The organism is Pseudomonas sp. NFACC05-1, from assembly GCF_900100135.1.
GTDB classification, from domain to species: domain Bacteria; phylum Pseudomonadota; class Gammaproteobacteria; order Pseudomonadales; family Pseudomonadaceae; genus Aquipseudomonas; species Aquipseudomonas fluorescens_Q.
Genome location: NZ_FMTR01000005.1, coordinates 41,803 through 55,215 on the forward strand (window position 1 = coordinate 41,803; position 13,413 = coordinate 55,215).

Genomic DNA, 13,413 nt, shown 5'->3' on the forward strand with positions numbered 1-13,413 from the left:
GGCGACTTCGGTCGCCCTTTTTTGTGCCTGCGAAATTTCAAGATTCTCTGCCCGAGCCCTGCCGATAATGGCGTTCATTCGGGGCGCTGCGAAACCAACTCATTAACCCAGCTGTCTCTTTTATGAAGCGGATCAATAATCTATTCAGGGCGTGGCTCCGACTTGTATAAATGATCGATCCGGACCTCTGTCTAAAGGAACTGAATGAACAAGCTCTTTCTGGTGTTGAGTGTCTTGGTGCTGGCCGCTTGCTCTACAAGCGCCAAGACCCACGCAGTGCGTGGTGTCAGTGGTATCGAGGTCGACTGCTCGGGGTTGGGTTCCGGTTGGGAGAAGTGCCACAAGAGGGCCGCAAGAGAGTGTAAGGGGGCTGGCTACAAGGTGATTACCCGATCCGACGACGCGAAGGATGAAGATCAGTACCCCTTTGGTTTTAATCCGGCTGGCTATCTGACTCGTACGATGCTGGTCATCTGTCGATAGCATCTCCCTGCTTGCGCACAAAGAGGCGGTAGGGGAGTCAAGAAGAATGTCAATACTTGGGCTGTTCAAATCCCTCCGGTCATGCTAAAACCTTTTCAAGCGATTTTCCTAGCTGCTTGAAAAAGAAGGGAAAAATATGACGAAGTCGGAGTTGATCGAACGAATTGTCACCCATCAAGGGCTACTCTCATCCAAGGATGTGGAGCTAGCCATCAAGACCATGCTTGAACAAATGTCCCAGTGCCTGGCTACGGGGGATCGCATCGAGATCCGCGGTTTCGGCAGCTTCTCCCTGCACTACCGCGCTCCGCGGGTTGGGCGCAACCCCAAAACGGGCCAGTCCGTCAGCCTTGATGGAAAATTCGTTCCTCATTTCAAACCAGGCAAAGAGCTTAGGGATCGTGTGAATGAGGAGGAGGGGGATGAGCTCTGACGGAGCCCTAAAACAGAGGAGTTCATATGCGGAACTTTAAACGCTTGACCCTTGTCGTACTTGCGCTGCTCGTGGCCTCAGCTATCGTCCTGTTCGTGCTTGAAAACAACCAGCCAGTGGCATTGCTGTTTCTGGGTTGGTCAGCTCCGCAGCTTCCTGTCTCGGTTTTCGTGATCCTGGCGCTTCTCGCTGGTATGATAGTCGGGCCGTCGCTTGCGTGGTTTTTAGGGGTGCGTAGGCGCTTTAAATAAATGGATGTGTGGCCCGGAAGTCTTGGTAAGGATCACTATCTGCAATTTTTCTGACTTTGGGTGCGTTTTGTTCGTATTTAATCTAGCTCAGTTTGCCGCTATATCCGACACGGCCTTGCCCGTCTTGCCTTTGAATACGTTCGATGTGTCTACGGGCTTGATGCAAAGCGAGGCTTCTTATGCGAAATGATCGCATTGATGCGCGTGACGCAGAGGAGATTGATCTGGTTGAGCTTGCTCAGGGGCTTTGGGCTCAAAAATGGCTGATCCTAAGTGTCACTCTTTTGGTTACTGTTGGTGCAGGCCTCTATGCGTTTCTTAGTAAGCCTGTTTACGAATCCAAACTTTTTATCGTGCCACCTACTCAGAATGATATTGCTGAGCTGAATTATGGTCGTGGAAAAAGTACGGAGCTGGATATTTATTCCATTAATTATGTTTACGATGTATTTGCTCGGAATCTTCAGGGTGAATATCTTCGCCAGAAATTTTTTAATGAGGTCTATCTTCCTTCACTTAGTGAGGTTGAGCGAAAGGGTGCGCTTGATCGTTTATATGAGCGTTTTTCCCGAGAGTTGGTGATAAAGGGGCTTGGTAAAGGTACGCCTGATCGCTTTTCTATTACCGTTCAAGGTATAGATCCTATACAGGTCACGAAATGGGCAAAAGATTATGTCCAGCGTGCTAGCGAAGCTGCTGAGTCGGAGTTGATCAAGAACGTCACGACTGAAGCTTCGGTTAGGGCTCGCAATTTGGAGCAGAAAATTGTCAGCTTGCGCGAGAACGCACAGCGCGTACGCGAGGATCGGATTCAGCAGCTACGGGAAGCATTGAAGATTGCTGAGTCCATTGGTTTAAACTCACCGGCTATCAACTCTACCGCTGCAGTAGATATCACTGTAGAAACTGGTAATAAAATGGATTACCAGCGGGGGAGCAAGGCGTTGGCTGCGGAGATCAAAGCGTTGGAGTCTAGGTCTTCTGATGATGCTTTTATTAAAGATTTACGGTCGTTGCAAATGAGGTACAGTTTTTATCATAAGTTGAACATCGATCCTGAGAGTATTGCAGTGTACCGGCAGGATGGTAGTGTTGAGGTGCCGGAGAGTTCGATAAAGCCTAAGAAGGGCTTGATCCTAATAGTGGGGTTCGTGGCTGGGTTGTTATTGGGCGGGTTCATCGCCTTGGCCCGTGTTGTGTTGAGTCGCAATTCGGAAGATTAGCGAGGTGGCTAAACCAGTCATGGCTGAATGCCATCTATCCGGCATGAGTTATATTTGATAGTCGTAATTCATGAAGAGTAAATGATCTCTGTTTGGCTTTATAAGCCTGTCTGCGTTAGGTGTTTTTCCGGGGCAGGCAGGCTTTTTGATGTAAGAAAAACGCTACGCGCTAGAGTCAGCGCTTGATGGCTTTATGCTACTAGGTGATAGCTTTGTACGTCACGCACTGCTCACTTGATGTCTTCTGATGGGATTCGAGTTCGGTGTGTGTGGTCGCTTCGGTGGCTAAAAAGATAGACTGCCCGGCGAAAGCGGGCTCCGGATATTCTGCCTATTGCCTGGTTGGACACTGACGCACGTACGTGGGTGGTCCTTAAAGCCATTTTGCTCGAGAGCAGGCATAATACTCGCAGGCTGATCGTGCCTCCTCAGACTGATTACTGGCTTAAGGACCAATTCGGTCATCGCATCGAGTAGGGTGGCAACCTGACGATTGTCCACTGGGCAAAAATTAGAGCCTGCGCCTTGGCGTCGCTCGAAAAGTCGCGTTTGGTGGGCAGCCAGTTCACGTCGCTGATGAGCTGGTTTTTCAATTGTTACAAAGATCGAAATTCGATGTGGAAACACCCTTTCGTTTGGAGAAAGCATCCGCGTCCTTCACTGCGATCATGCGGAGATAGACGCTGTGCTTCTGGCCTTGGAGGGGTATGAACGAGTCCTGTTGCTGGTCAAAATATGCTCAATCGCCAACAGCAAATCAGCGAGCGTTGGCATAGATGATTACGATCTCAGGAAGACGAAGGTGAGATTTTGGAGCGATAGCGTGTCAAGGATCAAACACAAGGTTAAAAGTGCTTTTATGCAGGTGCTATCAGGTACGAACGTGAATAGACCAATTTAATGCTTGCTCGAAATTTTTTACAGCTTTCCAATATTGCAATTCGTGGTTTGACGCTTGTCAGCAAATTTTTGCTGATTTTTTTTCTTGCCCGTTTTCTTGATCCGGCCGAGCTAGGCGTCTATGGCCTGTTGGCCGCGACAGTGGGCTATTCGCTGTATTTTCTTGGGTTCGATTTTTATACCTATAGCACTCGTGAATTGCTTAAACGCGAGCGTCACGAGTGGGGTGGATTACTCAAGGCGCAAGGGGCTTTAACCCTGTTGCTCTACGTCATTTTTTTACCATTGCTTAGCCTGATTTTTATCAAAGGCTTGCTTCCAATGAAGGTCATTGGTTGGTTCTTCGTTTTACTGATACTTGAGCATCTGACTCAGGAGTTGGGGCGCTTGCTGATTGCGATTTCGGATCAACTCTTCGCGAGCTTGGTACTGTTTTTTCGTTCGGGGGTCTGGGCCGTCTTGATCACGGGGCTGATGTTCGTTGAACCTGATATGCGAAATCTAGACATGGTGTTTGGAGCTTGGACGCTGGGATCGGCGATAGCGCTTTTTCTGGGTGTATACCGCGTCAAGCGCATGGGGCTATCTGGTTGGCGACAAAATGTTGACTGGACCTGGATCATCAAGGGATTAAGGGTAGCCTCCGCATTGCTGATTGCGACCTTGGCCATTCGGGGGGTTTTCACCTTGGACCGTTATTGGTTCCAGGATTTGGCGGGATTGGACGTACTAGGTGCCTATGTCTTGTTCATGGGCGTCAGTATGGCGTTGATGTCATTTCTGGATGCGGGGGTATTTGCATTTATTTATCCAGGGCTGATCAGCGCCTACCAGCGGCGCGATCCAGTCGGTTTTCATCAAGGCATACGTAATTTATTGCTGCAGACCGTTGGTCTTTGCAGCGCTTTTTCGGTAGTCGCGCTGGTTATGATAGGCCCATTGCTGGCTTGGCTAGGCAAGCCGCTTTACAGTGAGCAGCAGGGACTTTTCGTCTGGATCCTTTTGGCTACGGTGCTCTACGCTCTGGGAATGATTCCCCACTATGGATTATATGCCCAAGGTCGTGATCGACCGATCATTCGTAGTCACGTAGCCGGTTTGATTATTTTTATTCTGGCGACCTGGAGTTTTGCGCAAACCTGTCCTCACCTAGCGGTACCGTTAGGGCTGTGCGCCAGTTTCTTTGTCGTTTTGTGTTGGAAATCGTGGAGTTTCTATCGCCTCACGCCAGCACCTTACCGTTTATTTCAATCCTGACATCGTGCAGGAAGCAACCAAGGGACGCGTCAATGTTCACCAATAAAACCATTCTCATCACCGGTGGTACCGGCTCTTTTGGTAACACGTTTGTGCCAATGACCCTGGCCAAATACAACCCGAAAAAGATCATCATCTTTTCCCGAGATGAAATGAAGCAATGGGACATGGCGAAAAAATTCGAGGGTGATTCTCGCGTTCGATTCTTCATCGGCGACGTCCGCGACAAGGAGCGCTTGTACCGGGCATTGGACGGTGTTGATTATGTGGTTCACGCAGCGGCGACCAAAATCGTGCCAACCGCGGAATACAACCCCTTCGAGTGCATCAAGACCAACATCAACGGCGCGATGAACCTGATCGATGCCTGCATCGACAAAGGCATCAAGCGCGTTGTCGCATTGTCCACCGACAAGGCCAGCAGCCCGATCAACCTGTACGGTGCCACCAAGTTGGCGTCCGATAAGCTGTTTGTTGCCGGTAACTCCTACGCCGGCGGTCACGAAACCCGCATGGCAGTAGTACGTTATGGCAACGTGATGGGGTCGCGCGGTTCAGTCATCCCCTTCTTCATGTCGATCAAGGACAAAGGTGAATTACCGATCACCGATGAACGCATGACTCGTTTCATGATCTCCCTGGAAGAGGGCGTCGAACTGGTCTGGCATGCCTTCGAAGATATGGAAGGCGGTGAGATCTATGTGAAGAAAATTCCGTCGATGAAAGTGACAGACCTTGCTCGCGTTGTTGCACCAGAGGCCACTCAAAAGATCGTCGGCATTCGTCCTGGCGAAAAATTGCATGAGCAGATGATCAGCGCCGAAGATTCCTACTACACGTACGAATACCCTGAGCACTTTAAAATTCTGCCGGTTATCAACGAATGGGCAACCTGCCCAAAACGCATTAAAGACGGCAAGAAGGTTCCTGAAGGCTTCGTTTACGCTAGTGACAACAACACTGAGTGGATGAGCGACGAAGATCTGAAAAGCTGGATTACCCTCAACGAAGCCAAGATCGGGAGTATCTGATACATGATCCCCTACGGTCGCCAGGACATAACCCAAGCTGACATTGATGCGGTGATTGGGGTGTTGCAATCCGACTTCCTCACCCAGGGCCCTATGGTGCCCCGCTTCGAACAGCAAGTTGCTCAGCATGTGGGTGCCAGCCATGCGCTGGCGGTGAACAGCGCAACGTCTGCGCTGCATATCGCTTGTCTTGCACTGGGTCTCGGCCCAGGTGACCGTTTGTGGACAAGCCCCATTACCTTTGTGGCTTCTGCCAACTGCGGATTGTACTGCGGAGCGCAGGTTGATTTCGTGGATATAGATCCACGTACCTACAATCTTTGCCCCCTGGCGCTGGAGCGCAAGTTGGAGCAGGCCGAACGAGCAAATGCGTTGCCCAAAGTGGTCGTGGTGGTCCATCTCTGCGGTCAGCCCTGCGACATGCAAGCGATCCACGGGTTAGCCCAGCGCTACGGGTTCAAAGTCATAGAGGATGCCTCCCACGCCATCGGCGGCAAATACCAAGGCGAATTTATCGGGAACGGAAAGTACAGTGACATTACGGTACTCAGTTTCCACCCGGTAAAGATCATTACCACCGCTGAAGGCGGCATGGCTTTGACCAACGACGTCGAGCTAGCCAATAAAATGGCTCTGCTGCGTAGCCACGGCATTACCCGGGATGCGCAACAGATGACTCATGAGTCGGATGGTCCCTGGTATTACCAGCAGATTGATCTGGGCTTCAACTACCGAATGACTGAACTGCAAGCTGCCTTGGGCGTTAGTCAGATGGAGCGTCTGGATCAATACGTCGCTCGCCGTCATCAGTTGGCTGCGCGTTACAACGACCTATTGGCGACTTTACCTGTCACTGTCCCTTGGCAACACGCCGACAGCTACTCAGGCTTACATCTTTATGTGATTCGTTTGCAACTGGATAAAATCAGCAAGACTCATCGCCAGGTGTTTGAATCGCTACGTGAGCAAGGGATTGGCGTGAACCTGCATTACATTCCGGTTCACACCCAGCCTTACTACGCGCAGATGGGCTTCAAGCCTGAGGATTTTCCGATGTCGCAAGCTTACTACCGCGAGGCAATTAGCATCCCGATGTTCCAGACGATGAGCAATGAACAGCAGGACCAAGTAGTTAGCGCCATCACCAAGGCTCTGCAACGATGAAACTGGCCGTCATTCCTGCCCGGGGAGGCAGCAAGCGAATACCGCGAAAAAACATCAAGGCGTTTTGCGGTAAGCCGATGATTGCTTGGTCAATCGAAGCTGCGTTGCAAAGTGGATGCTTTGATCAAGTCATTGTCTCTACCGACGATCAGGAAATTGCTGAAGTAGCCCGCGAATACGGGGCCAGTGTTCCGTTCATGCGTCCTGCGGAATTGTCTGATGATTACACCGGGACCATACCGGTGATTCAGCAGGCCATCGAATGGTGTAGGGCTGATGGGTTTGATGTCCGCCAAGTATGCTGTTTGTATGCAACCGCACCGTTCGTTAGCCCGGAAGATTTGTGTCGTGGCTTGGATATCCTTGAAAAAACCGGTAGCCAGTACGCCTTTTCGGTGACCAGCTACGCATTTCCGATACAACGGGCGATTCGCCTGACGGAAGCGGGGCACGTTGAAATGTTCAACCCTGAACATTTCAACGCCCGTTCTCAAGACCTTGAAGAAAGCTATCATGACGCTGGCCAATTCTACTGGGGACAGGCAAGCGCCTGGCTGGAAGGGAGAATGATCTTCAGCCATGAGTCCAGTGCGGTTTTATTACCGCGTCACCGTGTGCAAGATATCGATACACCCGAAGACTGGATTCGCGCCGAATGGTTATACAGAGCATTTCAAGCTGAGTCAGGTCAGAAGTGAAAGACATGAAGGTTGTATTCCGGGTCGACGCTTCTCTGCAAATTGGCAGTGGGCACGTCATGCGTTGTCTGACGTTGGCGGAGGCGCTGAGGAAGAAAGGGGCTGAGTGCCACTTTATTTGTCGAGAGCATCCGGGAAACCTTCTAGAAGTCATACGCGCCAAAGGTTTCAACGTTCATGTATTGGCTTCAGATAAAGAACTCGACTCTTCACTAAACTCGCAGAGTGATAATCCTCGGCATTTTGCTTGGCTCGGGGTTTCCCAAGAGCTAGATGCCGAGCAAAGTGGAAGGATACTTGAGCTGTTGCAGCCCAACTGGTTAGTCGTTGACCACTATGCATTGGATATAACGTGGGAGCTAAAGCTCAAAAAAAATGACCTTAAGCTCTTGGTCATAGACGATTTGGCTGATCGGAATCATGTTAGTGATATCTTGCTGGACCAAACCTTTGGGCGTGAGGCCATCGATTACTGTTTACGAGTACCTTCTAATTGCATTGTCTTGTGCGGTTCCAAGTACGCATTGCTTCGTCCTGAGTTCTCAATATTACGACCGTATAGTTTGAAACGAAGAAATTTCTACAAGCTCGAATCGGTATTGGTTACCTTGGGAGGGGTTGATAAAGACAATGTGACGCGGTCAGTGTTGGAAGGATTGAAAGTATCTGGTCTGCCCAAAAGCTGCCGCATCACTGTAGTGATGGGCGCAGTTGCTCCTTGGTTGAATGATATTCAGCATTTAGCGAGTACGATGCCATGGCATACTGAAGTTAAGGTGAACGTCGGTGATATGGCACAGTTAATGGCTGAAAGCGATCTTTCCATTGGCGCGGCAGGAGCGACATCATGGGAACGTTGTTGTCTTGGGATTCCTACTATTATGGTAGTGCTAGCAGAAAATCAAAGATTTGCAGCTAGTTTGTTAGCGAGCGCTAAAGCAGTCTTAATGATATCGTCAGGTACCAGAATCGTTTCACAACTTGCTCGAGCGGTTGATTGTGTAGTAAAGGATTCGCAGTTCTTGAGGTCATTAAGTGAGTCTTCGAGGCTAATCACCGATGGGGCCGGTTGCGAGCACCTATTAAATACTATAGCTGAATTTAAATACCATTGATGGGTGTGATGATGGAAATATTCGGTCAACTTCGTAAAATCAATACCGATGAGCTCGAGTTGATGCTTGCTTGGCGGAATGCACCCAATGTTCGAGCTAATATGTATACAAGGCATGAGATAGCCCTCAAGGAGCATTTGGCTTGGTGGGAACGAGTCCAGCACTGCGACGATCAGCTGTATTTTATGTATGAAATCAATGGAAGACCAACGGGGATCGTAGCTTTCAATAATATCGATGTTATTAGCTCTATCTCATCTTGGGCGTTCTATGCTGCTCCTGATGCCCCAAAAGGAACGGGAAGCAAAATGGAGTTTCTTGCTTTGGACTATGCATTTCACAATATGGGCTTACATAAGCTGGCATGTGAGGTTTTAGAATTTAATTCGGCTGTAATAAAGCTTCATCAGAAATTTAATTTTAAAATTGAAGGTGTGCTTCGCGAGCATCATTTGGTTGATGGTGAATATGTTGATATATATAAACTTGGTATTCTCTCTGAGGAGTGGGAGGCCCATAGGTCATTTATGTATGAAAAACTGATTAAATTGTCTAGAGGTTGAAAAATGAATCCGGAAATTTCTATTGCTGGACGAAAAATAGGCGTCGCGCATTCACCTTATGTTATCGCAGAGCTTTCCGCAAATCATAATGGGAAACTAGATACTGCATTAAATTTAATCGAGGTCGCTAAAAAAGCTGGCGCTGATGCGGTTAAGTTGCAAACTTACACGGCAGATACAATTACTCTTGATTCCGATGCGCCAGAGTTTCAGATAAAGGGCGGATTGTGGGACGGTAGGTCTTTGTACGAGCTTTATTTGGAAGCACAAATGCCCTGGGAATGGCATGCTCCATTGTTTGAATACGCAAAAAAACTGGGGATTACTATTTTTAGTTCTCCGTTTGATACTACTGCTGTAGACCTTCTGGAAAGTTTAGGCACTCCAGCTTATAAAATCGCATCTTTTGAAGCGGTTGACTTGCCACTGATCAAATATGTTGCAAGCACCGGGAAGCCGATGATTATCTCCACCGGCATGGCCGATAGTCAGGAGATAACCGAGGCTATTGAAGCCGCTCGAGACGGCGGTTGTAAAGAACTGGCAATCCTCCACTGCGTTAGTGGTTATCCCGCCCCTGCGCATGATTATAATCTACGAACTATACCCGATATGATTCAGCGTCATGGTTTGGTAACAGGCTTATCCGATCATACATTAGATAACACTACTGCTATAACCAGCGTTGCGTTGGGCGCATCAATCATTGAAAAACACTTCACTCTTGATCGAAGCGGTGGCGGGCCTGATGACAGTTTTTCACTGGAGCCAACAGAGCTTGCTGCTTTGTGCCAAGACAGTAAAACAGCATGGGCTGCATTGGGAAAGGTTGATTATGGGAGGAAGTCCAGCGAGCAGGGAAATGTACAGTTTAGGCGTTCTTTATATTTTGTAAAAACATTGAAGGCGGGTGAGGTTATAACCCCAGAGTCTATTCGAAGCGTAAGACCGGGATTTGGTTTGGCTCCGAAACACTATCTGGAAGTATGTGGCAAAGTTCTATTGTGCGATGTACAAAAAAATACTCCGGTTTTGGCGGCACAGATAGGCAAATAAAGAATTTAGAATGAGTAGTTATCATGCTGGCTCGAATAGCTGTAAGTTGTATAGGAGGTACCTGCTCCCTCGTTCGCTTACTTTTCGACAGCCGGGATAGCGTTTAAGGGAGCAACGGGAGTATATGAAATATATTGTGTGTGTGACTAATTTTCACCTTCTTCTTGCTGAGGCGTTTAGTAAAAACTGGCCCCCTGAGCTTTACAGCATTATTGATTTGAGGCGGCGCGGCGATACTAAAGACTGGCGAGTGTGGCTGAAAGGGCGTTGCAGTGGGCTGATTATGCTCGCTCGCTGTTTGATTGATCGTAAGTCACACGTTGTCGTTTCGCACCCATACAATTTATGGTTTTCGCTGTTTATCTATATTGGTAGAAAAGTCTCATTATATGATGATGGCATCGCTTACTATAATAACTCAATGGCTCCGAGTGGATTGATCGCGACATTTTACTCGACGTTGTCAAAAAAAATAAGTGTTCTGTTGAGGGCCGGGGTTGGATACAGAGATGTATTGATTTCAGCAGATATTGAGCAATACTATTGTTTATACCCAAAGCTATTTGCTGAGTGTGAAGATGATTTTAAAGTTAAAATAACTAACATTGCGCTGCCTGAAAATGAATTCGACTCTATAGATGGTTCACATGAGTCCGTAGTTGTGTTTCTTGATAGTACGCCAGCGATATTGAGTTATTATGATGCTATTAAGATTTTTGAGTACTTTAAACTTAAGTGTTTAGGGTCGCAATTAAAGTTCTACTATAAGCCACATCCATCTAGGGAAACGTCATTGTCAGCGATGCTTGGAGAGGCTGACTGGGCGTGCTGTATTGATGATAGTTTTGAGTGCTTTGTTGCGCGTAAAAATATTACAGAAATGTATTCTTTTTATTCTTCGGCATCAATAGTGGTTAGAGCATACTCAAAAAAAGCAAAGATATATTGCTTGGGTAATGCCCAAGCTAGCCTGCTGTTTTCAGGGGTGGCACCACTAATGGAGTTGATAGGGGCAGAGGTGTTGTGTGTTGAAAATTGATAAGAGCTTGGTTAAAGCGATTCTATGTTCTTGGTTTGTTTTTTTTTCTGCCATGTTTTCGCCGTTAATTGAGCCGAACTATGAGAGTGTTGGCATTGGATATTGTTTGTATTTTTTTTGCTCGTATCTGGTTTTTTATATCTCAATGGTTGTTGTTGATATGCCTGCTGATAATAAGCGGCGTGATGCTGGGGTTTCGATTTTTTTTCAGTTATTTATATTTTTTTTGTTGCTTACGTTTCTGTTTCGAGTTGTGGACCGATTTTATTTTCGACCAGTAGATAATTACTTTTCTATTGAAAGTTACAGGGAGGCTCGGAAGGCTGGGACTAATATTTTTTCCTTTCTTGGTTCCTTCTTGCTGCCTTTCTTTTTTGTTAGCATGGATGCATATTTGCAACGAGCCAAATCATTAGCAGGGATGAAAATTAAGATTGTTCCCATGATTATGGTGGCTCTCATATTTTTTGATCTTCTTGCTTCAGGGTCGCGTGGTGTAGTGCTGGTTGCATTGGTTATGTTATTAGGGCGTTATTTCAGTTTTAAGAAATTTATTTTTGTATTGCCAGTTTTGGTTTTGTTGTCTGGTCTGCTATTTGTTTTTAGATTTATCTCCCTTGCGGGTAGAGAAGTAGATATGCAGTCAATGCTTGTTTCGGTTAGCTCTCTGGGCTATGCTTTTTTTGTTCCATACTCAGGTTGGATTGATACGTTAGCGGGCGAAGGAAATGCTCTATTGGTTATATTTCCTTTTCTTCAGGCTAATCAATATCTAGCGCACGGTTTTTTTGAGTTTTCTTATATGTTTGGTAGTTTTGATGGCTGGTTTTCTGATGTTGTTATAGTGCTTCCTCATTTTGCTAAATTTCTTGATCAAACTCAGGAAGTTATTAGGCCTGGTATGTACTATACTATGGCGGGAACTGCTTATAATGCCTTTGGATATTTTTCGATAGCGTTTATGATGTTCTTGGGGATGGTTTATGGAGTGGTGTTGAGGTCAGCGAGATTTTTGGGGGTCGGATCAATGTTGGTTGTTCTCCTTTCTATCTTTCTGCTTCCGTTTGTCAATAGCTTTGGTGGTTTTGATTTTTATCTTTATTTTGTGGCGATACTAGTTCTTCGGGCTGTTGCAGGGCTTTGCTCTCATGGCGCTAGAACTTCAAGGCAGGAGGGATTATGAGAGTGCTAGTGACCGGCGGAACGGGTTATATAGGGTCGCACTTCGTCCTTGAACTCCTGCTTTCCGGGTATGATGTTGTGGTGCTGGATAATTTATCAAATAGCGTTCAAGCAGTTATTGAAAGAGTTTGCTTGTTGTCTGGGAAAGAGCCGATTTTTATAGAGGGCGATGTTCGAGATGCTCAACTGCTGGACCAGATTTTTTCAGAGTATGCTATAGATAAAGTCGCACATTTTGCGGGTCTTAAAGCTGTAGGGCAAAGTGTCTGTGATCCGATTCTTTACTATGATAATAATGTGTATGGCAGCATAGTGCTATTTAAGGCAATGGCAAAAGCTAATGTTTTTTGCCTTGTATTCAGTTCCTCGGCGACTGTCTATGGTGACCCCAAAGAAAATCCAATTATAGAGTCTTCATTTGCTAACAGTCCAAGTAATCCATACGGTCGCTCAAAGCTATTTGTTGAAAATATACTAGCTGATGTTGCTGTTTCGGATCCTCGATGGTCAATTGCTATCCTTAGATATTTTAATCCAATCGGTGCTCATGAAAGTGGTCTTATAGGGGAGGCTCCTAATGGTACACCTAATAATTTGCTTCCTTATCTAAGCCAAGTTGCTGTTGGTAAATTATCTGAGTTGTCTGTGTATGGTGATGATTATCTGACACCTGACGGCACCGGTGTTCGGGATTATATTCATGTTGTTGACCTTGTGAGAGGACATCTTGCAGCTCTGGTATATCTGGATGGTCATGTAGGAAAGCATGTTTGGAATCTTGGCACTGGTGTTGGTTACTCCGTGATGCAAGTTGTTAGGGCTTTTGAGAAAGTATGTGGAAAAACGATACCCATCAAGATCATGCCGCGTCGTTTGGGTGATATAGCAGCTTGCTGGGCGGATACTACAAAAGCCGAAGTTGAGCTCTCTTGGCGCGCTGAGTATGGATTAGAAAAAATGGTAGAAGATACTTGGCGATGGCAGCTTAATAGCCCTGACGGATACGAAGGATGAACTG

The 13,413-nt window shown here is 47.0% G+C and carries 14 protein-coding genes; all 14 read left to right on the forward strand.

All coding sequences use genetic code 11. The features are described 5' to 3' along the window. Nucleotides 1-204 precede the first annotated feature (204 nt). The 14 genes from BLO97_RS10140 (at nucleotide 205) to galE (ending at nucleotide 13,409) form a co-directional block, all read left to right on the forward strand. On the forward strand, nucleotides 205-483 hold the full coding sequence (locus BLO97_RS10140; RefSeq protein WP_013692555.1) for a hypothetical protein: 279 nt from the start codon (nucleotides 205-207) through the stop codon (nucleotides 481-483). Between the two features lie 136 nt (nucleotides 484-619). After that, on the forward strand, nucleotides 620-916 hold the full coding sequence (gene ihfB / locus BLO97_RS10145) for an integration host factor subunit beta (protein ID WP_003199243.1): 297 nt from the start codon (nucleotides 620-622) through the stop codon (nucleotides 914-916). 26 nt (nucleotides 917-942) lie between these two features. Continuing rightward, nucleotides 943-1,167 carry a lipopolysaccharide assembly protein LapA domain-containing protein gene (locus BLO97_RS10150; RefSeq protein WP_092222894.1) on the forward strand — a complete coding sequence of 75 codons (225 nt, stop codon included), beginning with the start codon at nucleotides 943-945 and terminating at the stop codon, nucleotides 1,165-1,167. Nucleotides 1,168-1,346: 179 nt separating this feature from the next. After that, nucleotides 1,347-2,390: an LPS O-antigen chain length determinant protein WzzB gene (locus BLO97_RS10155; RefSeq protein WP_092345755.1), complete on the forward strand. Its 1,044-nt coding sequence runs from the start codon at nucleotides 1,347-1,349 to the stop codon at nucleotides 2,388-2,390. 900 nt (nucleotides 2,391-3,290) lie between these two features. Further along, nucleotides 3,291-4,547 carry a lipopolysaccharide biosynthesis protein gene (locus tag BLO97_RS10165; protein ID WP_092345759.1) on the forward strand — a complete coding sequence of 419 codons (1,257 nt, stop codon included), beginning with the start codon at nucleotides 3,291-3,293 and terminating at the stop codon, nucleotides 4,545-4,547. 32 nt (nucleotides 4,548-4,579) lie between these two features. Beyond that, nucleotides 4,580-5,578 carry a UDP-N-acetylglucosamine 4,6-dehydratase (inverting) gene (pseB, locus tag BLO97_RS10170; RefSeq protein WP_092345761.1) on the forward strand — a complete coding sequence of 333 codons (999 nt, stop codon included), beginning with the start codon at nucleotides 4,580-4,582 and terminating at the stop codon, nucleotides 5,576-5,578. Between the two features lie 3 nt (nucleotides 5,579-5,581). Beyond that, nucleotides 5,582-6,742, forward strand: a complete 1,161-nt coding sequence (gene pseC, locus BLO97_RS10175; protein WP_092345763.1) for a UDP-4-amino-4,6-dideoxy-N-acetyl-beta-L-altrosamine transaminase — start codon at nucleotides 5,582-5,584, stop codon at nucleotides 6,740-6,742. Continuing rightward, nucleotides 6,739-7,440: a pseudaminic acid cytidylyltransferase gene (pseF, locus tag BLO97_RS10180; RefSeq protein WP_092345765.1), complete on the forward strand. Its 702-nt coding sequence runs from the start codon at nucleotides 6,739-6,741 to the stop codon at nucleotides 7,438-7,440. The genes pseC and pseF overlap by 4 nt, the downstream gene beginning before the upstream one ends. 5 nt (nucleotides 7,441-7,445) lie before the next feature. Further along, nucleotides 7,446-8,555 (forward strand): UDP-2,4-diacetamido-2,4,6-trideoxy-beta-L-altropyranose hydrolase, encoded by a 1,110-nt coding sequence (pseG, locus tag BLO97_RS10185; protein WP_092345767.1) that lies wholly within the window; start codon nucleotides 7,446-7,448, stop codon nucleotides 8,553-8,555. A gap of 8 nt (nucleotides 8,556-8,563) precedes the next feature. After that, nucleotides 8,564-9,118 carry a UDP-4-amino-4,6-dideoxy-N-acetyl-beta-L-altrosamine N-acetyltransferase gene (gene pseH / locus BLO97_RS10190; protein ID WP_170862068.1) on the forward strand — a complete coding sequence of 185 codons (555 nt, stop codon included), beginning with the start codon at nucleotides 8,564-8,566 and terminating at the stop codon, nucleotides 9,116-9,118. Nucleotides 9,119-9,121: 3 nt separating this feature from the next. Then, a complete protein-coding gene (gene pseI / locus BLO97_RS10195) occupies nucleotides 9,122-10,174 on the forward strand; it encodes a pseudaminic acid synthase (protein ID WP_092345769.1) in 1,053 nt (350 codons plus the stop codon). A gap of 124 nt (nucleotides 10,175-10,298) precedes the next feature. Then, entirely contained in the window at nucleotides 10,299-11,213 is a 915-nt protein-coding gene (locus BLO97_RS30810; protein WP_139197670.1) for a polysialyltransferase family glycosyltransferase, read from the forward strand. Next, nucleotides 11,203-12,396 carry a hypothetical protein gene (locus BLO97_RS30815; protein ID WP_139197671.1) on the forward strand — a complete coding sequence of 398 codons (1,194 nt, stop codon included), beginning with the start codon at nucleotides 11,203-11,205 and terminating at the stop codon, nucleotides 12,394-12,396. The genes BLO97_RS30810 and BLO97_RS30815 overlap by 11 nt, the downstream gene beginning before the upstream one ends. After that, a complete protein-coding gene (galE, locus tag BLO97_RS10210; protein ID WP_092345775.1) occupies nucleotides 12,393-13,409 on the forward strand; it encodes a UDP-glucose 4-epimerase GalE in 1,017 nt (338 codons plus the stop codon). Before BLO97_RS30815 ends, galE begins: the two co-directional genes overlap by 4 nt. Nucleotides 13,410-13,413: the final 4 nt, after the last annotated feature.